The organism is Pseudomonas sp. R1-1, from assembly GCF_051132135.1.
GTDB lineage: Bacteria > Pseudomonadota > Gammaproteobacteria > Pseudomonadales > Pseudomonadaceae > Aquipseudomonas.
Map to the genome: position 1 here is coordinate 3,777,177 of NZ_CP071663.1, position 25,086 is coordinate 3,802,262.

Annotated in this window: 25 protein-coding genes; 13 read left to right on the forward strand and 12 right to left on the reverse strand. The window is 61.1% G+C overall.

The window, feature by feature from the left end; genetic code table 11:
* The first annotated feature begins 49 nt into the window (after positions 1–49).
* From J3P75_RS16865 to J3P75_RS16875, 3 genes are all read left to right on the forward strand, one after another.
* A complete protein-coding gene (locus tag J3P75_RS16865) occupies positions 50–1,024 on the forward strand; it encodes a TRAP transporter substrate-binding protein (protein ID WP_203421660.1) in 975 nt (324 codons plus the stop codon).
* A gap of 76 nt (positions 1,025–1,100) precedes the next feature.
* On the forward strand, positions 1,101–1,628 hold the full coding sequence (locus J3P75_RS16870; protein ID WP_203421659.1) for a TRAP transporter small permease: 528 nt from the start codon (positions 1,101–1,103) through the stop codon (positions 1,626–1,628).
* On the forward strand, positions 1,628–2,908 hold the full coding sequence (locus J3P75_RS16875) for a TRAP transporter large permease (RefSeq protein ID WP_434589710.1): 1,281 nt from the start codon (positions 1,628–1,630) through the stop codon (positions 2,906–2,908). The genes J3P75_RS16870 and J3P75_RS16875 overlap by 1 nt, the downstream gene beginning before the upstream one ends.
* 45 nt (positions 2,909–2,953) lie before the next feature.
* Here the strand turns inward: J3P75_RS16875 and J3P75_RS16880 are convergent, their stop codons facing one another.
* From J3P75_RS16880 to J3P75_RS16890, 3 genes are all read right to left on the reverse strand, one after another.
* A complete protein-coding gene (locus J3P75_RS16880; protein ID WP_434707522.1) occupies positions 2,954–3,754 on the reverse strand; it encodes a sulfite exporter TauE/SafE family protein in 801 nt (266 codons plus the stop codon).
* A gap of 9 nt (positions 3,755–3,763) precedes the next feature.
* Complete coding sequence (locus J3P75_RS16885) at positions 3,764–5,008, reverse strand: FAD-dependent oxidoreductase (protein WP_434707523.1); 1,245 nt, start codon at positions 5,006–5,008, stop codon at positions 3,764–3,766.
* 164 nt (positions 5,009–5,172) lie between these two features.
* The gene (locus tag J3P75_RS16890; protein WP_093102455.1) at positions 5,173–5,514 is read right to left on the reverse strand and encodes an ArsR/SmtB family transcription factor; all 342 of its coding nucleotides are present in this window, start codon (positions 5,512–5,514) and stop codon (positions 5,173–5,175) included.
* 91 nt (positions 5,515–5,605) lie between these two features.
* On the opposite strand from J3P75_RS16890, the gene J3P75_RS16895 reads away from it, so the two are divergent.
* On the forward strand, positions 5,606–6,469 hold the full coding sequence (locus J3P75_RS16895; protein ID WP_434707524.1) for an MBL fold metallo-hydrolase: 864 nt from the start codon (positions 5,606–5,608) through the stop codon (positions 6,467–6,469).
* Between the two features lie 125 nt (positions 6,470–6,594).
* Entirely contained in the window at positions 6,595–7,452 is an 858-nt protein-coding gene (locus J3P75_RS16900; RefSeq protein WP_434707525.1) for a tyrosinase family protein, read from the forward strand.
* A gap of 13 nt (positions 7,453–7,465) precedes the next feature.
* Here J3P75_RS16900 and bkdR read toward each other — a convergent pair whose 3' ends face one another.
* Positions 7,466–7,954, reverse strand: a complete 489-nt coding sequence (gene bkdR, locus J3P75_RS16905; RefSeq protein WP_016985245.1) for a Bkd operon transcriptional regulator BkdR — start codon at positions 7,952–7,954, stop codon at positions 7,466–7,468.
* Between the two features lie 185 nt (positions 7,955–8,139).
* On the opposite strand from bkdR, the gene J3P75_RS16910 reads away from it, so the two are divergent.
* The 5 genes from J3P75_RS16910 to J3P75_RS16930 all read left to right on the forward strand — a co-directional run bounded on the left by J3P75_RS16910 (position 8,140) and on the right by J3P75_RS16930 (position 14,327).
* Positions 8,140–9,375, forward strand: a complete 1,236-nt coding sequence (locus J3P75_RS16910) for a 3-methyl-2-oxobutanoate dehydrogenase (2-methylpropanoyl-transferring) subunit alpha (protein ID WP_208940703.1) — start codon at positions 8,140–8,142, stop codon at positions 9,373–9,375.
* Between the two features lies 1 nt (position 9,376).
* Positions 9,377–10,435: an alpha-ketoacid dehydrogenase subunit beta gene (locus J3P75_RS16915; RefSeq protein WP_041073339.1), complete on the forward strand. Its 1,059-nt coding sequence runs from the start codon at positions 9,377–9,379 to the stop codon at positions 10,433–10,435.
* Positions 10,436–11,704: a dihydrolipoamide acetyltransferase family protein gene (locus J3P75_RS16920; RefSeq protein ID WP_434707526.1), complete on the forward strand. Its 1,269-nt coding sequence runs from the start codon at positions 10,436–10,438 to the stop codon at positions 11,702–11,704.
* Between the two features lie 7 nt (positions 11,705–11,711).
* Positions 11,712–13,085, forward strand: coding sequence for a dihydrolipoyl dehydrogenase (gene lpdA / locus J3P75_RS16925; RefSeq protein ID WP_434707527.1), 1,374 nt, complete (start codon positions 11,712–11,714; stop codon positions 13,083–13,085).
* Between the two features lie 222 nt (positions 13,086–13,307).
* A complete protein-coding gene (locus J3P75_RS16930; protein ID WP_039762213.1) occupies positions 13,308–14,327 on the forward strand; it encodes a branched-chain amino acid aminotransferase in 1,020 nt (339 codons plus the stop codon).
* A gap of 186 nt (positions 14,328–14,513) precedes the next feature.
* Here the strand turns inward: J3P75_RS16930 and J3P75_RS16935 are convergent, their stop codons facing one another.
* The 4 genes from J3P75_RS16935 to J3P75_RS16950 form a co-directional block, all read right to left on the reverse strand.
* Positions 14,514–15,416 (reverse strand): TIGR03915 family putative DNA repair protein, encoded by a 903-nt coding sequence (locus J3P75_RS16935; protein WP_434707528.1) that lies wholly within the window; start codon positions 15,414–15,416, stop codon positions 14,514–14,516.
* Positions 15,413–16,633 carry a putative DNA modification/repair radical SAM protein gene (locus J3P75_RS16940; protein WP_090282821.1) on the reverse strand — a complete coding sequence of 407 codons (1,221 nt, stop codon included), beginning with the start codon at positions 16,631–16,633 and terminating at the stop codon, positions 15,413–15,415. The genes J3P75_RS16935 and J3P75_RS16940 overlap by 4 nt, the downstream gene beginning before the upstream one ends.
* A gap of 232 nt (positions 16,634–16,865) precedes the next feature.
* The gene (locus J3P75_RS16945) at positions 16,866–18,185 is read right to left on the reverse strand and encodes an Nramp family divalent metal transporter (RefSeq protein ID WP_434707529.1); all 1,320 of its coding nucleotides are present in this window, start codon (positions 18,183–18,185) and stop codon (positions 16,866–16,868) included.
* Between the two features lie 63 nt (positions 18,186–18,248).
* Positions 18,249–18,788: a chalcone isomerase family protein gene (locus tag J3P75_RS16950; protein ID WP_434707530.1), complete on the reverse strand. Its 540-nt coding sequence runs from the start codon at positions 18,786–18,788 to the stop codon at positions 18,249–18,251.
* A 146-nt stretch (positions 18,789–18,934) separates the two neighbouring features.
* Here J3P75_RS16950 and J3P75_RS16955 point away from each other — a divergent pair, with 146 nt between their 5' ends.
* The gene (locus J3P75_RS16955; protein WP_434711325.1) at positions 18,935–19,708 is read left to right on the forward strand and encodes a hypothetical protein; all 774 of its coding nucleotides are present in this window, start codon (positions 18,935–18,937) and stop codon (positions 19,706–19,708) included.
* An 84-nt stretch (positions 19,709–19,792) separates the two neighbouring features.
* Positions 19,793–20,350 (forward strand): hypothetical protein, encoded by a 558-nt coding sequence (locus tag J3P75_RS16960; protein WP_434707531.1) that lies wholly within the window; start codon positions 19,793–19,795, stop codon positions 20,348–20,350.
* Here the strand turns inward: J3P75_RS16960 and J3P75_RS16965 are convergent.
* From J3P75_RS16965 to J3P75_RS16980, 4 genes are all read right to left on the reverse strand, one after another.
* A complete protein-coding gene (locus tag J3P75_RS16965) occupies positions 20,340–21,056 on the reverse strand; it encodes an alpha/beta hydrolase (protein WP_434707532.1) in 717 nt (238 codons plus the stop codon). The genes J3P75_RS16960 and J3P75_RS16965 overlap by 11 nt on opposite strands.
* A 181-nt stretch (positions 21,057–21,237) precedes the next feature.
* Positions 21,238–22,350 (reverse strand): succinylglutamate desuccinylase/aspartoacylase family protein, encoded by a 1,113-nt coding sequence (locus J3P75_RS16970; protein ID WP_434707533.1) that lies wholly within the window; start codon positions 22,348–22,350, stop codon positions 21,238–21,240.
* Between the two features lie 199 nt (positions 22,351–22,549).
* Positions 22,550–23,329 (reverse strand): ABC transporter substrate-binding protein, encoded by a 780-nt coding sequence (locus J3P75_RS16975; RefSeq protein ID WP_203421645.1) that lies wholly within the window; start codon positions 23,327–23,329, stop codon positions 22,550–22,552.
* A 243-nt stretch (positions 23,330–23,572) separates the two neighbouring features.
* Complete coding sequence (locus tag J3P75_RS16980; protein ID WP_434707534.1) at positions 23,573–24,001, reverse strand: rhodanese-like domain-containing protein; 429 nt, start codon at positions 23,999–24,001, stop codon at positions 23,573–23,575.
* A gap of 102 nt (positions 24,002–24,103) precedes the next feature.
* Between J3P75_RS16980 and ftrA the strand changes: the two genes are divergently transcribed.
* Positions 24,104–25,072 carry a transcriptional regulator FtrA gene (gene ftrA, locus J3P75_RS16985; RefSeq protein ID WP_434707535.1) on the forward strand — a complete coding sequence of 323 codons (969 nt, stop codon included), beginning with the start codon at positions 24,104–24,106 and terminating at the stop codon, positions 25,070–25,072.
* Positions 25,073–25,086 lie beyond the last annotated feature (14 nt).

A 25,086-nucleotide genomic window follows, 5' to 3' on the forward strand; every position in this document is an offset into this window, starting at 1 on the left:
CACCGCTGCGCCTTGAACACAAAAATAACAAGACTGGAGACTCACCCCCATGAACTTCAAACGCACCTTGCTCGCCGCTGCACTCCCGCTGATGTTCACCTTCGCCGGTGCCGCTCAGGCGGACATGAAACTGAAATTCGCTGACATCCACCCCGACGGCTACCCAACCGTGGCGGCCGAAAAGAGCATGGGCAAAACACTTGAAAAGGAAACCAACGGCGAGCTGACCTTCCAGTACTTCCCGGGCGGTGTGCTGGGTTCGGAAAAGGAAGTCATCGAGCAGATGCAGGTCGGCGCGGTCCAGCTGTCGCGCGTCAGCCTGGGGATCGTCGGCCCGGTGGTGCCGGACGTGAACGTGTTCAACATGCCGTTCATCTTCCGCGACCATCAACACATGCGTAACGTCATCGACGGTCCGGTGGGCGACGAGATCCTCGACAAGATCACCAACTCCGAATTCGGCCTGGTGGCTCTGGCCTGGATGGACGGCGGCACGCGCAACATCTACACGAAAAAACCGGTGCGCAAGCTCGAAGACCTCAAGGGCATGAAAATCCGCGTACAGGGCAACCCGATGTTCATCGACATGATGAACGCCATGGGTGGCAACGGCATTGCCATGGACACCGGCGAAATCTTCAGCGCCCTGCAGACCGGCGTGATCGACGGCGCGGAAAACAACCCGCCGACCCTGCTCGAACACAACCACTTCCAGAACGCCAAGTTCTACAGCCTGACCGGTCACCTGATCCTGCCAGAGCCGATCGTGATGTCGAAAATCACCTGGGAGAAACTCACCCCGGATCAGCAGACCCTGGTCAAGAAAGCCGCCAAGGCTGCCCAGGCTGAAGAACGCGTGTTGTGGGACAAGAAGTCCGCTGCCAGCGAAGAAAAACTCAAGGCCGCCGGCGTCGAGTTCATCACCGTCGACAAGAAACCCTTCTACGACGCCACCGCTCCGGTACGCGAGAAGTACGGCGCGAAATACGCTGACCTGATCAAGAAAATCGAAGCCGTTCAGTAACGCCCCCGCTATGTACTCCTGAAAAAAGGCCCGGCGCGCCTGCTGTTCAAGGCGCGCCCGGTTACGGTGGAACCCGATGAAGAATCTGCTGCTGCGTATCAACGACAAGATCTACATGACGTGCATCTGGGTCGCCGGCCTGTCTGTCCTGGCAATCTCCCTGATGATCCCTTGGGGCGTGTTCGCCCGCTATGTGCTCGGTACCGGCTCGAGCTGGCCGGAGCCCACGGCGATTCTGCTGATGATGGTGTTCACCTTCATCGGCGCCGCCGCCAGTTACCGCGCCGGTGCGCACATGGCCGTGGCCATGCTCACCGACCGCATGCCGCCGCAGATGAAATCCGCAGCGGCGATTTTCTCCCAACTGCTGATGGCAGCGATCTGCATCTTCATGACCATTTGGGGCGCCAAGCTGTGCATGTCCACCTGGAACCAGTTCATGGCCGCCCTGCCTGATCTGCGGGTTGGCGTGACCTACCTGCCGATTCCCGTGGGCGGCTTGCTGACGCTGATTTTCGTGCTGGAAAAACTCTTGCTCGGTGACCAGAGCAAACGTCGGGTCGTGCAGTTCGACCTGGTTGAAGAAAGTGAAGGTACCGCTTAATGGACGCTCTGATTCTGCTGGGCAGTTTTATCGTATTGATCCTGATCGGCATGCCGGTCGCCTATGCGTTGGGCGCTGCGGCGCTGATCGGTGCATGGTGGATCGACATCCCCTTCCAGGCGGTGATGATCCAGGTCGCCTCGGGGGTGAACAAATTCTCCCTGCTGGCGATTCCGTTCTTCGTCCTGGCCGGGGCGATCATGGCCGAGGGCGGCATGTCGCGGCGCCTGGTGGCGTGTGCCGGGGTGCTGGTGGGTTTCGTGCGCGGAGGCCTGTCGCTGGTCAACATCGTCGCTTCGACGTTCTTCGGCGCGATCTCCGGCTCCTCGGTAGCGGATACCGCCTCGGTGGGTTCGGTGCTGATTCCGGAAATGGAACGCAAGGGCTATCCGCGCGACTTCTCCACCGCTGTAACCGTCAGCGGTTCGGTGCAAGCCCTGCTGACCCCGCCAAGCCATAACTCGGTGCTCTACTCGCTGGCCGCCGGCGGTACGGTGTCGATTGCCTCGCTGTTCATGGCCGGCATCGTCCCGGGTCTGATGATGAGCGCGTGCCTGATGGTGCTGTGCCTGATCTTCGCGAAAAAGCGCAACTACCCCAAGGGTGAAGTGATCCCGATGCGCCAGGCGTTGAAAATCGTCGGCGAAGCAATGTGGGGCATGATGGCCATGGTGATCATCCTTGGCGGCATCCTCTCGGGCATTTTCACCGCCACCGAATCGGCGGCCATCGCCGTGCTGTGGTCGTTCTTCGTGACCATGTTCATCTACCGCGACTACAAATGGAGCGAGCTGCCGAAACTAATGCACCGCACCGTGCGGACGATTTCGATCGTGATGATCCTGATCGGTTTCGCCGCCAGCTTCGGCTACATCATGACCCTGATGCAGATCCCGGCGAAGATCACCACGATGTTCCTGACCCTGTCGGACAACCGCTACGTGATCCTGATGTGCATCAACGTCATGCTGCTGTTGCTCGGCACGGTGATGGACATGGCGCCGCTGATCCTGATCCTCACGCCGATCCTGATGCCGGTGATTCTCGGGATCGGGGTCGACCCGGTGCAGTTCGGCATGATCATGCTGGTCAACCTGGGGATCGGACTGATAACACCGCCGGTGGGAGCCGTGCTGTTCGTCGGTTCGGCGATCGGCAAAGTCAGCATCGAAAGCACCGTGAAAGCGCTGCTGCCGTTCTACGGCGTGCTGTTCCTTGTCCTGCTGCTGGTGACCTACGTGCCGGCCATCTCCCTGTGGCTGCCGCATCTGGTGTTGTAAACCGCTGAGTCATCGCAGCCCGGGCCGGGCTGCGATGGTTTCACCTCAGGCCCGCAGCAACATGTACCCCGCCACCACCACGCAAACACTCGCAAACCCGACCTGCAAGGCCCGCGCCGGCACCCGCGCACAAAGTTTGCGGCCAATGATCATGCCGACCACGCTGGCGACAATGAACGCTGCGCCCTGGCTGTCGATACGCACACCGGCGTGGAACGCGCCGATCACACCGATCGCCGAAATCAGGCTGATCACCATCAACGACGTAGCAACGATGCCGCGCATCTGCACATCGGTCAGTTGCTTGAACGCCGGCACGATCAGAAAGCCGCCACCGACCCCGAGCAAGCCCGAAACCACCCCCGTGACGGCGCCCAACGCTGCCAGCGTCGCAGTGCATCTGGCGGTCCAGTCGAAGCGCCCGGTCTGCTCGTTGAGCATGCAGCTTTTCTGGCCCCAACTGGCGTGACCGTGATCACTCGGCCCGGCTTGCTGACGGTCTTTTCTGAACATGCGCCAGGCGACCATGACCATCAGCAGGCTGAACAGGATCATCAGCACCTTTTCCGGCAACTGATGCGCGAAGTAGATCCCCAGCGGCGAAAACACCGCGCCCAATGCCGCGATCAGCAACGCTGCGCGATAGCGCACCAGGCCATGGCGCAAACCGTCGACAGCGCCGACCGCCGCCGCGCTGCCCACCGCAAACAACGCCACCGGCGCCGCTTGCGTCATGCTCCAGCCAAGTCCCAAAACCAGCGCCGGCACCGCGAGGATCCCGCCGCCAGCGCCAGTCAAACCGAGCACCAGGCCCATTACCACGCCAAACACACTTGCCAGCCACATAAGGATTTCTCAGTCGACCCTGGACAGGCTGGTCAGCCATTCGCGGCCCTTGAGCATGCCGTTCCAGTAGAACCACGGCAGCAGCGTCGCCTTCAGCAACCACGCCGAACGGCGCGCAACGGTCGGGTCCAGGGCAAAGGTCGGCAGCAGTTTTCCGCCATAGCCGAACTCGGCCAGAATCACCTTGCCCTTCTCCACCGTAAGCGGGCAGGAACCGTAGCCGTCGTATTTCAGCGGTAGCGGTTGCTGCTGGCGTGCGGCCAACAGATTCTGCGCGACCACCACGACTTGCTTGCGCACCGCCGCGGCGGTTTTCGCGTTGCTGGTGCCGCAAATGTCACCCAAGGCGAACACCTCGGCAAAGCGCGGGTGTTGCAGGCTATGCGGGTCGACTTCGCACCAGCCAGCCGCGTCGGCCAACGCACTGTGCGCGATGAAATCCGGCGAAACCTGCGGCGGCACGACGTGCAGCAAATCGAAGGTTTTCGCCACGCGGCTGACGTTGCCCTCGGCATCCTTGATTTCGAACCAGGCGGTCTGCGCCGGGCCGTCGACTTTCACCAGATTGGAGTTGAAGGCCAGTTGCGCGTTGTACTTTTCGATGTATTTCATCAACGGCGGGACGAACGTCGCCACACCGAACAGCGCCGCGCCGGCGAGGTTGAATTCCACCTCGATGTTGTTCAGGACCGCGTGTTTGCGCCAGTGATCGCAGGACAGGTACAAGGCCTTTTGCGGCGCGCCGGCGCACTTGATCGGCATCGCCGGCTGGGTGAACAGCGCCTTGCCGCCACGCAGTTTTTGCACCTGATCCCAAGTATATTGCGCGTGCTGATAGCTGTAGTTGGACGTCACGCCGTGCTGGCCGAGGCTGTCCTGCAAGCCTTCGATTTTCTCCCAGGCCAGACGCAGGCCGGGGCAAACGATCAGGTTCTGATAGCTGACGGTGCGCTGATCGTTGAGCGTGAGTTGACGTTGCGCCGGATCGATTGCTGTGACTGCCGCCTGCACCCAATGGGCTTGCCGGGGCATGACTTTGGACATCGGCCGGGCGCTGTCCTTGACATCAAAGGCGCCGCCGCCGACCAGCGTCCACGCCGGCTGGTAATAGTGATGGGTGCTCGGCTCGATCACGGTGATGTTCAGCGCCGGATCGCGCTTGAGCAGGCTGGCGACAACCGCAATACCGGCCGAACCGCCGCCGATGACCACGATATCGGCACTGATGGATGGGCCCCAGTGTTGATCGTTCATTGCTTGTTCCTTTTGCTGCACGCAAGGATTTCTGGCTTTCACACAAATCCCTTGTAGGAGTGAGCCTGCTCGCGATAGCGGTTGGTCAGCCAACACATTCATTGACTGATACACCGCTATCGCGAGCAGGCTCACTCCTACAGGGGGCGTGTCATGGCAGGCATTTATTGATGGCCCAGAGTTTTGAGCACCGCCCCGCAATAAAGCCCGGACAGGGTCTTCATCACCTGAATCACTTCGTGGCTGGCGAGGCCGTAAAAAATGTACTTGCCTTCACGGCGGGTCGCGACGAGCCCTTCGTCACGCAGGATGCCCAATTGCTGGGACAGCGTCGGCTGGCGCACGCCGGTCATGGTTTCCAGTTCGCCGACGTTGCGTTCGCCCTGGGTGAGTTGACACAGGATCAGCAGGCGATCCTCATTGGCGAGGGCCTTGAGCAGCGCGCAGGCCTTGGAGGCCGAGGCGCGCAGTTGGGCGACTTCACATTCGGTCAGACTGGATTGCATTTGCACGAGGCCTTCAAGGTCACTTAAGCTGCGAACATTATGTTTTTAGATAAAGTGTTGCAACCCATTTCCCCGATTCAGGTTGATGACCATGCCCGCGCAGATTGAAGCTTTCCTCGACCCCGCCTCCTCGACCTACAGCTATGTGGTCTACGAAACGGACGGCGGCGAATGCGCGATCGTCGACCCGGTGCTCGATTATGACGGCGCCGCCGGACGCACCGGCACCGTGCAGGCAGACAGGATCATTGCCTTTGTCGAGGCGCGTCGATTGCAAGTGCAATGGCTGCTGGAAACCCACGCCCACGCCGATCACCTCTCCGCCGCGCCGTATCTACGGCAGAAGCTGGGTGGGAAGATCGCTATCGGCGCCGCGATCAGCCAAGTGCAGAACGTGTTCAAAACGTTGTTCAATCTGGAGCCGGAGTTCTCGGTCGACGGTTCGCAGTTCGATCATCTGTTCGCGCCGAACGAGTCATTTCGCATCGGCGATCTCAAAGCCACCGCCCTGCACGTGCCCGGCCACACCCCGGCCGACATGGCCTATCTGATCGACGGCGAGCAGATTCTGGTCGGCGACACACTGTTCATGCCGGATGTCGGCACGGCGCGCTGCGACTTCCCCGGCGGCAATGCCCATCAGCTGTTCGCTTCGATCCAGAAACTGCTGGCCTTCCCCGCCAGCGTGAAACTCTATGTTTGCCACGACTACCCGCCCGAAGGCCGCGCCTCGCAGTGCCAGACCACAGTCGGCGAGCAACGCAAAAACAATATTCATGTTCATGACGGGATTGATGAGGCAGCGTTCGTCGACATGCGCACCCGCCGCGATGCCGGGCTGGGCATGCCGACGTTGTTGCTGCCGGCGATTCAGGTGAATGTGCGGGCGGGGGATTTGCCGGCAGCGGAAGACAATGGCGTGGTGTACCTGAAGATTCCGCTCAATTCCCTATAGGAAAAATGTGTTCGATTTCTTACCGGATTATTTTTCCTACGAACGCTGTCGATGCCCATGAACTGGTGAAAATCCGCTAAGCGAGCAAACTCCATTGGGCAAACATTCATTGGAGTTTTCGCAATATGGATATTCGTCGTAATCACCGTGACATGACCGCGCAACAAAAATCGGCATTGATCGATGCCATCCTGCTACTTAAAAGCAATGTCGACAGCGTACTCCGGCCCGGAGAGCAAGGCCGCTACGATGACTTTGTGCAGATTCACAAGAATTCGATGGGACGGGGTAATCCGCTAACGCCCAATCCGCATCGTAGCCCCTTGTTTTATCCCTGGCATCGGATCCTGATACGGCAATTCGAACTGGCCCTGCAGGCCGCTGCAAACGACTCGACCATCACCCTGCCGTACTGGAACTGGCAACTGAATGGCGCGGACAACCCGTTCACGTCGGACTTCATGGGTGCAAACGGCGACAATCTACGAGCGCAACGGGTGACCAGCGGATTCTTTTCCATGGAGCAGACCCGATTTGAGGTAAAGGTCTGGGATGATGCGCCCGACAACCCAGGCATTCGCCGTAATCTCGGTGCAAACGGCACACTGCCAACGGCCGAAATGGTTATCTCGGCGCTGAATCGAACGCCCTACTGGACGGAGCAAAGCGGCTGGGAAAATGTTTCGGAGGTCGAACTGCATAACGCAGTACATACCTGGATAGGGGGCAGCATGGGCCAGGCCACCTCTCCCAATGATCCGATATTCTTTCTGCACCATTGTCATCTCGACTTGCTGTGGGAGCGCTGGAAACACCAGCATCGCGATATTCCGGCTTATACCAACGAGGCAGGCTCGGCGGAGATGAACGATACCGTTCTGGTTTTCCATCCTGCCAATGAACCGGCTCCCTGGTCGCAAACCTTCACCGTCCAGCAAACCCTCGATACCGAAGACCTCGACTATCGATATGAATACATCTGACGTTTTCTGAGCATCAACTGCCCAGGGTCAGGCCGTTAGCGGGTAACGGCAGCGCCGTCTTGTAGCGCACCTGCTTGAGCGCGAAACTCGAGCGGATGTTCGCCACCCCCGGCACCTTGGTCAGAAAATCCATCATGAAGCGCTCCAGCGACTGGATCGTCGGCACCAGCACCCGGATCAGATAGTCCGGGTCGCCGGCCATCAGATAGCACTCCATGACTTCGGGTCGGTCGGAGATGGCCTCCTCGAAATGCTGTAGCGCTTCTTCGACCTGCTTTTCCAGGCTGACGTGAATGAACACGTTCACGTGCAGCCCCAGCAGGTCGGCATCCAGCAGCGTCACCTGCTCGCGTATCAGCCCCAGCTCTTCCATGGCCTTGACCCGGTTGAAGCACGGGGTCGGCGACAGATTGACCGAGCGGGCGAGGTCGGCGTTGGTGATGCGCGCGTTCTCCTGAAGGCTGTTGAGAATGCCGATGTCGGTACGGTCCAGTTTGCGCATGAGACAAAACCACCTGTTTTTTATGTTTATGCAGAATTTCTATCTGCAAATCACCTTCAGCGCAATGAAACACAGATAAATATTCTTCTAGGCCGCGCCTATGATTGTTGTAGGACAAGATTTCCTCTACCGAGGAATGACTGCCAGCTCACTACAAGAAATTCACAAGATCGAGCGTAGAAGCCATGACCCAAGCGTATGAACCGCTGCGTCTGCACGTCCCTGAACCCTCGGGCCGCCCAGGCTGCAAAACCGATTTCTCCTACCTGCATCTGACCGACGCAGGCACGGTGCGCAAACCTCCCATCGACGTAGAACCTGCCGACACCGCCGACCTGGCGCGTGGCCTGATTCGCGTGCTCGACGATCAGGGCAACGCCCTCGGTCCGTGGGCCGAAAACGTGCCGGTCGAGATCCTGCGCAAAGGCATGCGCGCGATGCTCAAGACGCGCATCTATGACAACCGCATGGTGGTCGCCCAGCGGCAGAAAAAGATGTCGTTCTACATGCAGAGCCTCGGTGAAGAAGCCATCGGCAGCGCTCAGGCGCTGGCGCTGAACATCGATGACATGTGCTTCCCGACCTATCGCCAGCAAAGCATTCTGATGGCCCGCGACGTGCCGCTGGTCGACTTGATCTGCCAACTGCTGTCCAACGAGCGCGATCCGCTCAAGGGCCGCCAGTTGCCAATCATGTACTCGGTCAAGGACGCCGGTTTCTTTACCATCTCAGGCAACCTCGCTACCCAGTTCATTCAGGGCGTGGGCTGGGGCATGGCCTCGGCGATCAAGGGCGACACCAAAATCGCCTCGGCATGGATCGGTGACGGCGCTACCGCCGAATCGGATTTCCACACTGCCCTCACCTTCGCTCACGTCTACCGCGCGCCGGTGATCCTCAACGTGGTCAACAACCAGTGGGCGATTTCGACCTTCCAGGCGATTGCCGGTGGTGAAGCGACCACCTTCGCCGGACGCGGCGTCGGTTGCGGCATCGCCTCGCTGCGGGTTGATGGCAATGACTTCTACGCGGTCTACGCCGCCTCTGCCTGGGCCGCCGAACGCGCCCGCCGTAACCTCGGCCCGACCATGATCGAATGGGTCACCTACCGCGCCGGCCCGCACTCGACGTCGGACGATCCATCCAAATACCGCCCGGCCGATGACTGGAGCCACTTCCCGCTCGGCGATCCGATTGCGCGCCTGAAGCAGCATCTGATCAAGGTCGGTCACTGGTCGGACGAAGAACACGCCGCCGTCAGCGCCGAGCTCGAAGCCGAAGTGATCGCCGCGCAGAAACAGGCCGAACAGTACGGCACCCTAGCCGGCGGCCAGATCCCGAGCGCCGCGACCATGTTCGAAGACGTCTACAAAGAGATGCCGGAGCACTTGAAGCGCCAGCGTCAGCAGTTGGGGATCTGAGATGAACGATCACAACAACAATATTCAGCTGGAAACCGCCATGACCACGACCACCATGACCATGATCCAGGCCCTGCGCTCGGCCATGGATGTGATGCTTGAGCGTGATGACAACGTCGTTGTGTTCGGTCAGGACGTCGGCTACTTCGGCGGCGTGTTCCGCTGCACCGAAGGCCTGCAGACCAAATACGGCACCTCGCGGGTGTTCGACGCACCGATCTCGGAAAGCGGCATCGTCGGTGTGGCGGTGGGCATGGGTGCTTACGGTCTGCGTCCGGTCGCTGAAATCCAGTTCGCCGACTACGTCTACCCGGCCTCCGACCAGATCATTTCCGAAGCGGCGCGCCTGCGTTATCGCTCGGCCGGCGAATTCACCGCGCCGATGACCCTGCGCATGCCGTGCGGCGGTGGCATCTACGGCGGCCAGACCCACAGCCAGAGCATCGAGGCAATGTTCACTCAGGTCTGTGGTCTGCGCACGGTGATGCCGTCCAACCCGTACGACGCCAAAGGCCTGCTGATCGCCTCCATCGAAAACGATGACCCGGTGATCTTCCTCGAGCCGAAACGCCTGTACAACGGCCCGTTCGACGGCCATCACGACCGCCCGGTAACGCCTTGGTCGAAACACCCGCAAGCCCAGGTGCCGGACGGTTATTACACTGTGCCGCTGGACGTCGCCGCGATCACCCGTCCGGGCAAGGACGTGACCGTGCTGACCTACGGCACCACCGTCTACGTGTCGCAAGTGGCGGCCGAAGAAAGCGGTGTTGATGCCGAAGTCATCGACCTGCGCAGCCTGTGGCCGCTGGACCTGGACACCATCGTCAAATCGGTGAAGAAAACCGGCCGTTGCGTGGTGGTTCACGAAGCCACCCGCACCTGCGGTTTCGGCGCCGAACTGGTGGCGCTGGTGCAAGAGCATTGCTTCCATCACCTGGAAGCGCCGATCGAACGCGTCACCGGCTGGGACACCCCCTACCCGCACGCGCAGGAATGGGCGTATTTCCCAGGGCCGTCCCGAGTGGGCGCGGCGTTGAAACGGGTCATGGAGGTCTGAATGGGCACGCACGTTATCAAGATGCCGGACATTGGCGAAGGCATCGCAGAAGTGGAACTGTCGCAGTGGCACGTCAAGGTCGGTGACCTCGTGGTTGAAGATCAGGTGCTGGCGGATGTGATGACCGACAAGGCGATGGTCGATATTCCGTCGCCGGTGCATGGCAAGGTGATTGCCCTTGGCGGTCAGCCGGGGGAAGTGATGGCGGTCGGTAGCGTACTGATCAGCATCGAAGTGGAAGGCGCTGGCAACCTCAAGGAATCGGCTGCGCCAGCTCCCATAAAAGAGACACCTGAAGCACCGAAAGTTGAGACTGTAGTGGAAAGCAAACCCGCTGCTGCTCCGCGTTCAGCTGCGGTTTGCCAGGGCCCGATGGTCGCCCGCGAGGCCGATGAACGCCCGTTGGCCTCGCCGGCCGTGCGCAAACATGCGCTGGATCTGGGTATTCAATTGCGTCTGGTGCGCGGCAGCGGCCCGGCCGGTCGCGTGCTTCACGAAGACCTTGAGGCTTATCTGGCGCAGGGTCAGTCGAACGCTTCGGCGCCCGCTGCCGCCGCGTATGCCCAGCGCAACGATGAAGAACAGATCCAGGTGATCGGCATGCGCCGCAAGATCGCCCAGCGCATGCAGGACGCCACCCAACGTGCAGCGCATTTCAGTTATGTCGAGGAAATCGATGTCACCGCCATCGAAGAACTGCGTGCGCACCTGAATGAAAAGCATGGCGCCAGCCGTGGCAAGTTGACCTTGTTGCCGTTTCTCGTGCGAGCGCTGGTCGTGGCCTTGCGCGACTTCCCGCAGATGAACGCCCGTTACGACGACGAAGCGCAAGTCATCACCCGCCTCGGCGCGGTGCATGTCGGTGTCGCCACGCAAAGCGATGTCGGCCTGATGGTGCCGGTGGTACGTCACGCCGAAGCGCGCAGCCTGTGGGACAGCGCTGCGGAGATTTCGCGCCTGGCCAACGCCGCACGCAATGGCAAGGCCAGCCGCGACGAGTTGTCCGGTTCGACCATCACCCTGACCAGCCTCGGAGCGTTGGGCGGCATCGTCAGCACGCCGGTTCTGAACCTGCCGGAAGTGGCGATTGTTGGCGTGAACAAAATCGTTGAGCGGCCAATGGTCGTCAAAGGCCAGGTGGTGATTCGCAAGATGATGAACCTCTCCAGCTCGTTCGATCACCGCGTGGTTGACGGCATGGACGCGGCGCTCTTCATCCAGGCCATTCGCGGCCTGATCGAACAACCTGCCACTTTGTTTGTGGAGTAAGGCGCTCATGCAATCTTTGTACACTACGCTGCTGATCATTGGCGGCGGCCCCGGCGGTTACGTCACCGCGATTCGCGCCGGGCAACTGGGCATTCCCACGATTCTGGTCGAAGGCCAGGCGCTGGGCGGCACCTGCCTGAATATCGGCTGCATTCCGTCGAAAGCGCTGATCCACGTCGCCGAACAGTTTCACCAGACGCAACATCACAGCCAGCATTCGGCACTGGGCATCAGCGTTTCTGCGCCGACCCTCGACATCAGCAAGAGCGTCGAGTGGAAGGACGGCATCGTCGATCGCCTGACCACCGGCGTTGCCGCGCTGCTGAAGAAGCACAAGGTTCAGGTCATCAACGGCTGGGCGAAGATCATCGACGGCAAAACCGTCGAGGTGGGCGACACGCGCATCCATTGCGAACATCTGGTGCTGGCCACCGGGTCGACCAGCGTCAACCTGCCGATCCTGCCGATTGGCGGGCCGATTATCTCCTCCACCGAAGCGCTGACACCGAAGTCGGTGCCCAAACGCTTGATCGTGGTCGGCGGCGGTTACATCGGCCTGGAACTGGGCATCGCGTATCGCAAGCTCGGCGCCGAGGTCAGCGTGGTCGAGGCGCAGGATCGCATCCTGCCCGCCTACGACGCGGAACTGACGCAACCGGTGCACGAGGCGCTGAAGCAACTGGGCGTGAAGCTGTACCTCAAGCACAGCGTGTCGGGTTTCGACGGCACCTTGCAGGTGCGCGACCCTGACGGCGAAACCCTGAACCTGGAAACCGATCAGGTGCTGGTCGCCGTGGGTCGCAAGCCGAATACCCAGGGCTTCAACCTCGAAGCGCTGAATCTGGAGATGAACGGCGCGGCGATCAAAATCGACAGCCGTTGCCAGACCAGCATGCGCAACGTCTACGCCATTGGCGATCTGAGCGGCGAGCCGATGCTGGCGCACCGTGCCATGGCGCAGGGTGAAATGGTTGCCGAGCTGATCAGCGGCAAAACCCGCGAATTCAACCCGACCGCGATCGCCGCCGTGTGCTTCACCGACCCGGAACTGGTGGTGGTCGGCAAGACGCCGGACGAAGCCAAGGCTGCCGAGCTCGACTGCATCGTTTCCAGCTTCCCGTTCGCCGCCAACGGCCGAGCGATGACCCTGGAATCAAAAAGCGGTTTCGTCCGCGTGGTCGCCCGTCGCGACAATCATCTGATTGTCGGCTGGCAAGCGGTGGGCGTTGGTGTGTCCGAGTTATCGACGGCGTTTGCGCAAAGCCTGGAAATGGGCGCACGGCTGGAAGACATCGGCGGCACCATCCATGCGCACCCGACGCTGGGTGAAGCCGTTCAGGAAGCGGCGTTGCGCGCGCTTGGGCATGCGTTGCACCTGTAAAACAGGACCGGCCCCATCGCCAGCAGGCTGGCTCCCACCCTGGGATGCATTCCCCTGTGGGAGCCAGCCTGCTGGCGATTCTTGAGAGCGACGGGATTTATCTGCCTGTGATCCGATAGTCCGGGCTGCGAAACCGCCCAAGAATGAAGTATTGTTGTGCCCATCCAAAAAACGTCAGAAGCCTTGAACCGTTTCGGCGGTTGTTCAGTGATAGAGGGTGTCATGGGTAACGAGAGCATCAATTGGGACAAGCTGGGTTTTGATTACATCAAGACCGACAAACGCTATCTGTCGTACTTTCGCGATGGCGAGTGGGACAAAGGCACCCTGACCGAAGACAACGTGCTGCACATCAGCGAAGGCTCGACGGCTCTTCACTATGGCCAGCAATGCTTCGAAGGCATGAAGGCCTATCGTTGCAAGGACGGCTCGATCAACCTGTTCCGCCCGGACCAGAACGCCCTGCGCATGCAGCGCAGCTGCGCACGTCTGCTGATGCCGACCGTGGACACCGAGCAGTTCATCGAAGCCTGTAAAGCCGTGGTTCGCGCCAACGAGCGTTTCATCCCGCCTTACGGCACTGGCGGCGCGCTGTACCTGCGTCCGTTCGTGATCGGCGTCGGTGACAACATCGGCGTGCGTACCGCGCCGGAATTCATCTTCTCGATCTTCTGCATCCCGGTTGGCGCCTACTTCAAGGGCGGCCTGACCCCGCACAACTTCCAGATCTCCAGCTACGACCGCGCCGCCCCACAAGGCACCGGCGCCGCGAAGGTCGGTGGCAACTACGCGGCCAGCCTGATGCCAGGCTCGAAAGCCAAGAAAGCCAACTTTGCTGACGCGATCTATCTGGACCCGATGACCCACACCAAAATCGAAGAAGTCGGCTCGGCCAACTTCTTCGGGATCACCCACGACAACAAGTTCGTCACCCCGAACTCACCGTCGGTATTGCCGGGCATCACCCGCCTGTCGCTGATCGAACTGGCGAAATCGCGTCTGGGCCTGGAAGTGGTCGAAGGCGATGTGCTGATCGACAAACTGGCGGACTTCAAGGAAGCCGGCGCGTGCGGCACCGCTGCCGTGATCACCCCGATTGGCGGCATCAGCTACAACGACCATCTGCATGTGTTCCACAGTGAAACCGAAGTCGGCCCGGTGACGCAGCAGCTCTACAAAGAGCTGACTGGCGTGCAGACCGGCGACATCGAGGCGCCAGCGGGTTGGATCGTCAAGGTTTGAGCTGACGGTTCTACCTAAAGAAAAGCCCTCCACCAAGTGATTGGTGGGGGGCTTTTTTTGTTGGGCTGGGCTATTTGCGTCGCGCTGAAGAACGTCACCCCCTCACCCCAGCTCTCTCCCCCAGGGGGGCGAGGGGAAAGGGAGCCGATTTTTGTGCTTTTCAACACTTGAGTTCAACTCGAGTTCTCAGGTCGGTGTGGTACGGGAGAACACCTCGGTCGGCCCCCTCTCCCTCTGGGAGAGGGCTGGGGTGAGGGTTTGCTCTTGGCTTTTCAGCGCAATCCGCTTGCCACTTCGCGCCGCAATCCCGCTCGCCTGCCCATCCCCCTGCTTGCCCATCCGCGCCTGCGTAATCAGCCCCGGAATCAACTCCCCCTCCGGCAAATTCTTCCAGAACCGCACCGGCAAATGCCCTTGCATGACCTTCGGGTTCAACCGCGCCGGGTTGAAGATGTGGCTGTAATAGGTCAGCCACAGATCACCATGGGGATCGTCAACGTTCTGCGCCAGTTGCTGCCATTCCACCGGACATTGGCGCTGATGGATCAGTTGCTCGCCATCGTAATAGACCCCGTCTCGCGGCGTGGCGATCAGCCAGCGATGGCGGCCCATGCGTCCGATGAAGTGGGTGCTGGCGCTGTGCAGAATGTCGTGAGCCGGTTCATGCCACGCCACGTATTCGGGGCCGGCGCTGTTTTTCGGCCGTTCGATGAAGCGCACGAACGCATGCAGGTGATGGGCTTCACGACTCACCTGTTTGATCCGTCGCTGCAACTCGCTGCCGAGTTTGTCGCCGGCCATCATCGCGGTCCGGTCGCCGTGGCTGACGCGCCATAACACTTCGTAGAGCAAACTCCAGCGCTGATCACCGCGATAGCGCGAGGCTTGTTCCAGGGTTTCGAGCAACGCGCGGGGAATACGCGCCTGAAATGGCCCCTGCCCTTCAGGCACCGGGTCGTCACTGGCAAACAGATCGCCCACGCCTTGCGAGGCCCAGCTCACCAGACTCGGATCGACTTCATGGCTGAGCAGCCAGCGCGCCTGCTGGCGCCAGTTATCGAACAGGTCGTCGCAATCGAGATTGATCATCCCCATAACCCCATCTGCTGCGGCATTGGCCGGTCGCGCAGTTGCTGATAGAGCATGTGGCTGGTGACTTCGGCCTGCTGCGGATGGTAATCGCTGGTGATGATGAACGGCTTGGCCTTGGCCAGCACGCAACGCATGCGCGCGACGTCTTCGTAGCGGATGCGTCGCTGTCGGCGCAACTCGACCAAACGTTCAGTGGTGCGCAGGCCGATGCCGGGAATGCGCGCGATCAATGAAGCTTCGGCGCGATTCAGATCCAGCGGAAACACTTCGCGATTTTGCAGCGCCCAAGCCAGCTTCGGGTCAATGTCGAGCGCCAGATTGCCAGGCCCCTTGAGCAATTCGTCCGCGCTGTAGCCATAACTGCGCAAGAGGAAGTCGGCCTGATACAAACGGTGCTCACGCATCAGCGGTGGCGCGGCCAGTGGCACGCTCTTCGGGCTGTCGGGGATCGGGCTGAACGCCGAGTAATAAACCCGGCGCAGGCGGAAATTGCCATACAAGGATTGAGCGCTGTGGAGGATGGTGCTGTCGTCGGTGTCATCGGCGCCGACAATCAACTGCGTGCTCTGCCCGGCCGGGGCAAACTTCGGCGCGCGTGGCTCGTTGAGCACGGTCTGCACCCCGGTATAGATAGTGTTCATCGCTTGTTTGATCGAACCGATGTCCTTCTCCGGCGCCAGGGTTTGCAGGCTGGCATCGGTCGGCAATTCGATATTGACGCTCAGGCGATCGGCATAACGCCCCGCCTCCTCAATCAGCGCCGGATCGGCCTCGGGAATAGTCTTGAGATGAATGTATCCGCGAAACTCATGCTCCTCGCGCAACAGCTTCGCCACCCGCACCAGTTGCTCCATGGTGTAGTCCGCCGAGCGAATGATGCCGGAGCTGAGGAACAGCCCGCTGACACAGTTGCGCCGGTAGAAATCCATGGTCAGCGCCACGACTTCCTCAGGGGTGAACCGTGCGCGCGGCACATCGCTGGAGCGGCGATTGACGCAGTATTGGCAATCGTAAAGACAAAAATTGGTCAGCAGGATCTTCAGCAGCGACACGCAACGCCCGTCCGGCGTGTAGCTGTGGCAAATGCCCATGCCATCGGTCGAGCCCAACCCGCTCTTGCCCTCGGAGCTGCGCTTGGGCGCGCCACTGCTCGCGCACGACGCGTCATACTTGGCGGCGTCGGCGAGAATGCTCAGCTTGTCGATGATTTGCATGGCGCGGGCTCTTTACTGTGTGCATATACAGTATAGGCTCGACCGCTTTGATACAAGGTGAAGGATATCCCCTCGTCGGAAGGTGTTGCCTAGGCTCATTTGTATCGCAGGACCTGATCGTTCCCACGCTCCGCGTGGGAGTGCAGCCTCGGACGCTCCGCGTCCGCTGTGACGCAGAGCGTCACGGGAGGCGTTACCACGCAGAGCGTGGGAACGATCAGTGTGTCAACGATCAGACCACCCACTGCGAAATCAACCAGCCATTCGCCCCACTGATCACCACAAACAATCCCCACGCCAACACCCGCGTCGGCCAGCGATTCACAAACGGCCCCATAAGTTGCTTGTCATTGGTCATGCGGATCAGCGGATACAGGGCAAACGGCAATTGCAGGCTCAACACCACCTGACTCAGCACCAGTAACTTGCCGATCGCGCCGTCGCCCAGCAGCCATACGCCAATGAACGCCGGAATCAGCGCCAGCCCGCGAGTGATCAATCGGCGCTGCCAGCACGGGATGCGCAGGTTCAGATAACCTTCCATGATCACCTGCCCGGCGATGGTACCGGTGAAGGTCGAACTCTGCCCCGAGGCGAGCAATGCCACGCCGAACAACACGCTGGCCAGCGCACCGCCTACCAGCGGATCGAGCAAGTGATAGGCGTCCTGGATGTCCACCACCTCGGTATGCCCGGACTGGTGAAACGCTGCCGCGGCGAGGATCAGGATCGCCGCGTTGACCAGCAACGCCAGCGCCAGTGAACCGATGGTGTCGATGCGCGCCAGTTTTACCGCATCCTGCTTGCTCGCCAGGTCCTTGCCGATCATCCTCGTCTGCACGATCGAGGTGTGCAGATACAGGTTATGCGGCATCACCGTGGCGCCAAGAATACCGATAGCCAGGTACAGCGGTGCGGCATCGCTGATCGCCGCCAGCGAGGGCTTGAAGCCTTGGGCGACGTCCGGCCAGTAGGGTTTGATCAACAGCAATTCGACGAAAAAACACACGCCGATGGTCGCGACCAGCACCAGCATGATCGCTTCCAGCCGCCGGAAGCCGCGATTCTGCAAGGCCAGCACCAGCAGCGTGTCGAACGCGGTCAGCGCGATGCCGAAGGTCAGCGAGCAACCGAGCAACAAGTGAAACGCCAGCGCGCAACCAAGCACTTCGGCAAGGTCGGTGGCGATGATCGAGATTTCCGCCAACACCCACTGCAAACGCGCGGTCGGCGTGCTGTAGCGCTGGCGCGACAGTTGCGCCAGGTCGCCTCCGGTGGCGATGCCCAGCCGCGAACACAGGCACTGCACGACCATTCCCGCCAGACTGGCCAGCAACACCACAAACAACAGGCTGTAACCAAACCGCGAACCGGCCTCGATCGCCGTCGCCCAGTTGCCGGGGTCCATGTAGCCGATCGACACCAGCAAACCGGGGCCGGCGAAACGCAGTGCACGCTTGAAGAACGAGGCAGAAGGATCGACCGCAACACTGCCGGCCACTTCCGGCGGGCAAAACGGCGCGGTGGCGATTTTGGGCAAGCTGAATTTCACGCACACATCCAGAAACAAGTCGAAAGGACGCAGCTTAGACGTTTCGCCCGGTGCGGTGGAAGGTCAAGGTTGGCGGGTGCCCAACAATTGCTCGCGCAACGTCGGATTGCGCGTGCGCGGGTCGAGCCAGATATCGAAAAACGCACGGGCGAATTGCGGATCGTCGATCTCGTGCTGCAAGCGCTGGCCGACAAAAAACCGCGCGCCCTGCCCCGGTAGATACACCCCGGTAATGCGTGTGCCGGACTGCACATCGACGAACGATTGCTCCATCTGCGCCTGCCAACTAGCCAATTGCGCTGGGCTCACCCGATTACCGGACAGGCGTTTGATCTCGTCGACGCTGGCCTGCACCAGATCATCGCGGGAAATCTTGCGGCGGTAGATCAGCTCCAGCGCAAACGGCTGATCGTTCGCCAGCGGGCGCGCGGCACTCCATAGCCGCGCATCGTAAACGTCGAAACCGAACACGCTGAACTCGCCGCTGCCGATGACCTGCGCACCCGGCACCGCGTCCTGCCAATTGGCCCAGGTCGGCGTCAGCAACAGCGCCCACAGGCCGATGCCACAGCAGCCGCGGAGCATTTTTGAGGATTTGTTCATCGCGCATCGCTTCCGGGCAGTCCTGATAGTCAGAGCATAGCTGTAATTGCTTTCGAGTTTTTGTATACAAAAATTGCAAACATAGGCAGCAATCGCTTTACCACGATGCTAACGTGGCCTCCCTGCATCTCGATGGAGACACCTGCGTGCTGATCCTCAAACTGCTGCTGATTCCGGCCTTTCTCCTGCTGATCTCGCTGGCGGGCAAACGCTGGGGGCCGAGCGTGGCCGGATGGTTGTCGGGATTGCCGGTGGTGGTCGGGCCGATTCTGTTTTTCCTCGCCATCGAACAGGGGCCGGAGTTTGCCGCGCAATCGGCGGTCGCAGCGCTATCGGCGATGTTTGCGATGATCGCTTTCTGCATCACTTATGCGCAGGTGGCGCAACGGGCGAACTGGCCGTGGGCACTCGCGGCCTCGCTGGCCGTCTGGACGGTACTGGCGCTGCTGCTATCACTTGTGCCGCCGTCGTTGCCGTTTTCATTGGCGGCGGCGGCGATTGCGTTGCTGGCCTCGCCTTATCTGTTTCCGCTGGTGCAACCGGTGCTGAACGGTCCGGCGCCGAAGTCCGACCGACTGATCTGGCGCATGCTGGCCGGCGCCGCGCTGACCTTGGCAGTGACGATGCTGGCCAGCACCGTCGGCGAGCGCTGGAGCGGTTTGCTCGCGGTGTTCCCGGTGCTCGGCAGCGTCATGGCGGTGTTCTCGCAACAGACCCGCGGCCCGGCCTTCACCGCCGCGCTGTTGCGGGCGACGGCGACCGGCATGTATTCATTCTCGGCGTTCTGCCTGGTGTCGGCGCTGACCTTGCCGAGCCTCGGCCTGAACGGTTTCATCGTCGGTGTGGCGGTGTCGGTGGCCATGCTCGGGGTGACCAGAAAACTGCTGGCCCGGCCAGTGGCCAGCGCGCCGGCGCAGTAACCGCTCGGGCGAAACGGGCTGGAACGTGCGCCCTGCTCCGTGGGATCATCGCCCGCCTCGCGCGACCACCCCACGGAGATTTACATGTCATTGTTGAGCAAAAAAGCTGCCGTCCTGCTGCTGTCGGCGATTGCCGCTCTCGGCGCGATCAACGCGCAAGCGGCCAAGGAAAAAGCCACCAGCGAAAAAGTCTCGCTGCTCGAGGGCAAGTTCAGCTTCGTCCTGCCCAAAGGTTTTGTCGCCGACCCGCTGCCGCCAAGCCCGAGTGGCGCCAAGGGCACGATGTACACCAACCAGGCGACGAAAACCGTGGTCATCGCAGCGCAAAACCAGATTCCACAAGGGCAGAACGTCAAGGACAACGACGGTCCGTTCCTCGACGGTGCGGTGTCCAGCTTCATCGAAGACCAGCGCAAAGCCCTGCCGGACTTCAACAAGCTCAGCGAAAAAAGCCTGACCCGCAAAGGCACCGGCCTCGGCTTGCGCCAGGTCGACAGCACCGCCACTCAGGGCGGCGGCCAGACCCTCAACACCACGTTGATGGCCGGCTCCGGAACGAAAATGGCGCTGGTGCAGGTGATCTCCCGCGCCAGCGACAAGAAGGGTCACGACGCGCTGATCAAGACCCTCCTCAAGGATTGAGCTGCCGCAGCCAGCCGTTCAGGTCGCGCAATTCGGCTGCGGTGATGCTGTGGCCGATGCCGGGATAGGCGTGAAACTGGGGTTTGTAACCGAGCTTCTGCAGTTGCGCGTTGGCTTCGGTGCCGAGGCGGTAAGGCACCGGATCATCGGCGGTGCCGTGGCCGATGAAGATGTGTACCGGCAGCGGCGATTGATCGGCTTTCAACTGGCTTTTCAGCACCGGCAGCAAGCGTCCGCTCAACGCGGCAAACCCGCCGATCAACACCGGCGGCCGCAGCCCCACTTCGTAACTCATCATCGCGCCCTGGCTGAAGCCGATCAGGTACACCTTGTCCGGGGTCGCGTGATATTTGCGCGTGGCCTGGGCGATGAAATCGCGCAGTTTCTGGCCGCTGACCTTCAGATCATCGGTCTCGCCGTTGTAGGCGCCTTCGCCCTTTTTGCGAAACCACTGGTAACGCCCTTCACCCAGCGCCATCGGCGCCTGCACCGACAGGTAGTTGTACTGCGCCGGGAGCTGAAATTTCATACCGATCAGATCGGCTTCGTTACTGCCATAACCATGCAGGAAAATCACCAACGGCCGCGGCTCGGCGTCGGGGTGGACCTGTTCGAGGTATTTGAGCGGCAGATCCGATAGCAGCGTGGTTTGCGCGTGGACGGCGGTGGAGGCCAACAGGGTCAGCAGAGCGAATATCTTCAACATGCAGCGTTCCTTCACAGAGTGTCGGGTTCGGGGGGAGCCTAACATTCTGAGCCGGGGATCCAAATGCTGTGGTGTTGCGGGCATCGCCATCGCGAGCAGGCTCACTCCTACATTTGGAATGCGTTCCACCTGTAGGAGTGAGCCTGCTCGCGATGAGGCCATCAGCCCCAGCGAAAATCTGTCAGTCGTTGGTCAGCTTGCCAGTGCGAAACGGCACCCGCCCCGCCACTTTCGCCTGCCAGATCCCCGGTTCGGTATAGCGCCCGCGATCCAGCGCAAACAACACGCCGCTGGTGCCGGCACGCACGGTGCTGACGCGGTCCTGTAACGGGTCGACCACCTCGAGCAAGGCATCGCCCTGCTCCACCCATTCGCCGGCACTGCGCAGAAAACTCACCACGCCATGGTGCGGCGCAAACAGGTATTCGGTGCCTTCGAACGGCAGGCCTTCGCAACATTCGCTCGGCGCCGCCGGCCATTCGCCGCTGATGAAACCCTGCTCGGCGAGAAAGCCGAGGATCGCCTCGCAATTGGCCTGGGCCTGCTCGACCCGGGTGTCGCCCATGCTGCCCAGCTCCAGCGTGGTCGCCAGATTCGCCGCTGGAATCGCGGCCTGCGGAAAGGCCCGCGCCAGGCGCAACCACGGCGTCGAGCAGGATTCATCGAACGAGCTGCCGCCGGATGCTTCACACAACAACGCCACGCCGGCCTTCAAACGCGCCGCCAGCGATTGCCACTGCGGCCAGTGCTGCGGCAGCGCGTAGAGGTGAATCGCCGCGTCGAAATCGCAGTGAAGGTCGAGGGTGATATCGGCGTCGCAGGCGTGGCGCAACAACAGCCGATGCAGCGCCTCCAGTTGCGAAGCCGGTGCCGGCAGCGCCTCGAACACCTGGCCCATGGCCTGACGGATCAGCGCGACATTGGCCTCAGGATCCGCGCCCAACTGCTCGCCGATCAGCCCTGCAACCGGTGCGCTCAGCTCAACAAACGCGCGGTTGAAATTCTTGCCGCTGCCCAGCTCGAAACGACCCATGTGCGCGCCTTGCACATGCTGATCGAGGCCGATCGGGTTGGCCACCGGCACCAGTTCGATCACGCCTTGCAAACGGTCTTGCTGCTCAAGTTGGTTAAGACGTTGCTTGAGCTCCCACGCCGTGCGCATGCCCGGCAATTCATCGGCGTGCAGACTCGCCTGGATGTACACCTTGCGAGTGCCCGCGCCATAGCGAAACACGCTGAGAGAACGCTCACTGCCCAAGTGACTCCAGGGCAGGCTGTGGTCGATGCGTTGCATGGGGAAACTCCTGATGTTGGCTGAGCGAAATTCCCCTGTGGGAGCTAGCCTGCTAGCGATAGCGGTCGGTCAGTCGCTGCTTTGATCGCTGATACACCGCTATCGCTAGCAGGCTAGCTCCCACAGGGTTTCTCTATCAATCCGAATGCACAAAAAAAGTGGCCTCCGCGCAAACGGGGCCACTTTTTTCTACGGCGTATTAATGGCCGTACACGTCAAAGTCGAAGTACTTGTCCTGGACTTTCTTGTACTCGCCATTGGCGCGGATTTCGGTGATGGCTTTGTTGAATTGCTCGGCCAGCGCGGTATCGCCCTTGCGCACCGCGATGCCGGCGCCACCGCCAAAGTACTTGGCGTCTTCGTAGGTCGGGCCGACGAATTCAAAACCTTTGCCGGCGTCGGTTTTCAGGAAACCGTCGCTGAGGTTGACCGAGTCAGCCAGCATCGCGTCCAGACGACCCGAGGTAATGTCGAGGTTGGCTTCCTGTTGCGAGCCGTAACGCACCAGTTCGATTCCGGCCGGAACCAGCACTTCGGTGGCGTAACGGTCGTGGGTACTGGCACGCAGCACGCCGACTTTCTTGCCCTTGAGCTCGGTCAGCGGGTCTTTCACGCCCGAGCCTGCCTTCATCACGAAGCGCGCCGGGGTGTGGTAGTACTTGATGGTGAAATCGACGTTCTTCTTGCGGTCGTCGGTGATGGTCATCGACGACAGGATCGCGTCGATCTTCTTCACTTTCAGCGCCGGGATCAGGCCATCGAATTCCTGCTCGACCCAGGTGCATTTGACCTGCATCTGCGCGCACAGCGCATCACCGATGTCGACGTCGAAACCGGTGAGTTTGCCGTCAGGGGTTTTCATCGAGAATGGCGGGTAACCGGCTTCGATACCGATGCGGATCGGCTTGGCGTCGGCGGCCACGGCGGTCAGAGACAACATCGACAGTGCCAGGGCACCGAACATCACTAGCTTGTTCATTTATAACTCCTGTGTGCGGAGGCTTTTATTGGCAGCTTCAAGTCAGCGTTCGGTCCGGCCTGGAAACGGCAAAAACCGACGTGGCCGGCAGTCTATGGCGGCGCGCACAGGGCAAATTGTGTTTAAGCGACAAATACTTATGTAAGTTCGGCGCAGCGCTTGACCGGGGTCAAAGGCTGCGCCGTCGTGGTGCAAAGGCTGTAGGACAAGCGCCGTTTTCGCTCAGATTCTTCTAAAAATCCGTTAGCACTCGCAGGCGATCGGCGCCTTGGTCAGTTGTGCCACGCTCAGCGCAAACCCTTCATCGAGCCAACCGCTGACACCGCCGATCATCTCCTTGACCGGGTAGCCGAGCGCCGCCAGTTTCACCGCGGCCTTGTTCGCGCCGTTGCAATGCGGGCCGGCGCAGTAGACCACGAACAACGTGCTTTTCGGATAACTCGCCAGCTCGGTCGCGGTGAGCAAGCGCGTCGGGATATTGATCGCGCCCGGCACATGCCCACGCTCAAAGGCCAGCGGCCCGCGCACGTCGACCAGGACAAAGTCGACGTCGCCGGCCTCGTAGCTGCTGAACACGTCGGAACAATCGGTTTCGAAGGTCAGACGATTGCTGAAGTGCATCAGGGCAATCGCCGAGGGGGCGGCAGGAATGTCGCGAACCAGGCTGGTCATGGGTGTGGCTCCTTGCTTCTGTTCAGGGGTGAACAGACTTTATCGCCGCCCCGCTTGCGGCTACAGTGGCGGGCAAGACACCTACCGGGAACTTTCCGCCAAATGCCGACTTCCTCCAATCTGGTGGCGATCCTCGCCTACGACGGCCTCTGCACCTTCGAGTTCGGCATTGCCGTGGAGATCTTCGGCCTCGCCCGACCGGAGTTCGATTTCTCTTGGTATACGCATGCGATTGCAGCGGTCGATCAGGGGCCAATGCGCGCAACGGGCGGCATTCAGGTGCTGGCCGACGGCGGTCTGGAAATATTGGCCGAGGCACGCACCATCATCATTCCCGGATGGCGCGATCGCAACGCGGCGGTACCGGAAGCATTGCTCGCTGCACTGCGCCAGGCCCACGCTCGCGGCGCGCGCTTGCTGTCGATCTGCTCCGGTGTCTTCGTCCTCGCGGCCAGCGGATTGCTCGACGGCCGCCGCGCCACCACCCACTGGCGTTACACCGACGAACTGGCGCAACGCTTCCCGGCCATCGAAGTCGACCCGGACGTGCTCTATGTCGACGCCGGCCAACTGATCACCTCGGCCGGCAGCGCCGCCGGCATCGACGCTTGCCTGCACCTGGTCGCTCGCGACTTCGGCACCCAGGTCGCCAACAGCGTCGCGCGGCGACTGGTGATGTCGCCACAACGCACCGGCGGCCAGGCGCAATTCATCCCGACCCCGGTCAGCGCCACCCCACGCAACGATCTCTCACGAGTCATGCAATGGGCCCGCGAGCGCCTGCATCAACCGCTGGAAGTGCGCGATCTGGCCAGCGAAGCGGCGATGAGCGAGCGCACGTTTCTACGCCGGTTTACCGAGGCCAGCGGACAGTCGCCCAAGGCGTGGTTGCAGCATGAGCGACTGGCACGGGCGCGGGAGTTGCTGGAGAGTACAGATCAGCAGACTGAACAGATTGCCGAGCGCTGCGGGTATCGCTCGGTGGAGAGTTTTCGGGTGGCGTTTCGTGGAGTGGTGGGGGTACCGCCTTCGGTTTACCGGGAGCGGTTTGGCCGGGGCTTGAGGGTTTAGCTGACTCGCTCCAG

What these genes read in the sequence shown, in the direction of transcription:
- J3P75_RS16865 (WP_203421660.1), top strand. Translation starts at nt 50, where the DNA reads ATGAACTTCAAACGCACCTTGCTCGCCGCTGCACTCCCGCTGATGTTC.
- J3P75_RS16870 (WP_203421659.1), top strand. Translation starts at nt 1,101, where the DNA reads ATGAAGAATCTGCTGCTGCGTATCAACGACAAGATCTACATGACGTGC.
- J3P75_RS16875 (WP_434589710.1), top strand. Translation starts at nt 1,628, where the DNA reads ATGGACGCTCTGATTCTGCTGGGCAGTTTTATCGTATTGATCCTGATC.
- J3P75_RS16880 (WP_434707522.1), bottom strand. Translation starts at nt 3,754, where the DNA reads ATGTGGCTGGCAAGTGTGTTTGGCGTGGTAATGGGCCTGGTGCTCGGT.
- J3P75_RS16885 (WP_434707523.1), bottom strand. Translation starts at nt 5,008, where the DNA reads ATGAACGATCAACACTGGGGCCCATCCATCAGTGCCGATATCGTGGTC.
- J3P75_RS16890 (WP_093102455.1), bottom strand. Translation starts at nt 5,514, where the DNA reads ATGCAATCCAGTCTGACCGAATGTGAAGTCGCCCAACTGCGCGCCTCG.
- J3P75_RS16895 (WP_434707524.1), top strand. Translation starts at nt 5,606, where the DNA reads ATGCCCGCGCAGATTGAAGCTTTCCTCGACCCCGCCTCCTCGACCTAC.
- J3P75_RS16900 (WP_434707525.1), top strand. Translation starts at nt 6,595, where the DNA reads ATGGATATTCGTCGTAATCACCGTGACATGACCGCGCAACAAAAATCG.
- bkdR (WP_016985245.1), bottom strand. Translation starts at nt 7,954, where the DNA reads ATGCGCAAACTGGACCGTACCGACATCGGCATTCTCAACAGCCTTCAG.
- J3P75_RS16910 (WP_208940703.1), top strand. Translation starts at nt 8,140, where the DNA reads ATGACCCAAGCGTATGAACCGCTGCGTCTGCACGTCCCTGAACCCTCG.
- J3P75_RS16915 (WP_041073339.1), top strand. Translation starts at nt 9,377, where the DNA reads ATGAACGATCACAACAACAATATTCAGCTGGAAACCGCCATGACCACG.
- J3P75_RS16920 (WP_434707526.1), top strand. Translation starts at nt 10,436, where the DNA reads ATGGGCACGCACGTTATCAAGATGCCGGACATTGGCGAAGGCATCGCA.
- lpdA (WP_434707527.1), top strand. Translation starts at nt 11,712, where the DNA reads ATGCAATCTTTGTACACTACGCTGCTGATCATTGGCGGCGGCCCCGGC.
- J3P75_RS16930 (WP_039762213.1), top strand. Translation starts at nt 13,308, where the DNA reads ATGGGTAACGAGAGCATCAATTGGGACAAGCTGGGTTTTGATTACATC.
- J3P75_RS16935 (WP_434707528.1), bottom strand. Translation starts at nt 15,416, where the DNA reads ATGATCAATCTCGATTGCGACGACCTGTTCGATAACTGGCGCCAGCAG.
- J3P75_RS16940 (WP_090282821.1), bottom strand. Translation starts at nt 16,633, where the DNA reads ATGCAAATCATCGACAAGCTGAGCATTCTCGCCGACGCCGCCAAGTAT.
- J3P75_RS16950 (WP_434707530.1), bottom strand. Translation starts at nt 18,788, where the DNA reads ATGAACAAATCCTCAAAAATGCTCCGCGGCTGCTGTGGCATCGGCCTG.
- J3P75_RS16960 (WP_434707531.1), top strand. Translation starts at nt 19,793, where the DNA reads ATGTCATTGTTGAGCAAAAAAGCTGCCGTCCTGCTGCTGTCGGCGATT.
- J3P75_RS16965 (WP_434707532.1), bottom strand. Translation starts at nt 21,056, where the DNA reads ATGTTGAAGATATTCGCTCTGCTGACCCTGTTGGCCTCCACCGCCGTC.
- J3P75_RS16970 (WP_434707533.1), bottom strand. Translation starts at nt 22,350, where the DNA reads ATGCAACGCATCGACCACAGCCTGCCCTGGAGTCACTTGGGCAGTGAG.
- J3P75_RS16975 (WP_203421645.1), bottom strand. Translation starts at nt 23,329, where the DNA reads ATGAACAAGCTAGTGATGTTCGGTGCCCTGGCACTGTCGATGTTGTCT.
- J3P75_RS16980 (WP_434707534.1), bottom strand. Translation starts at nt 24,001, where the DNA reads ATGACCAGCCTGGTTCGCGACATTCCTGCCGCCCCCTCGGCGATTGCC.
- ftrA (WP_434707535.1), top strand. Translation starts at nt 24,104, where the DNA reads ATGCCGACTTCCTCCAATCTGGTGGCGATCCTCGCCTACGACGGCCTC.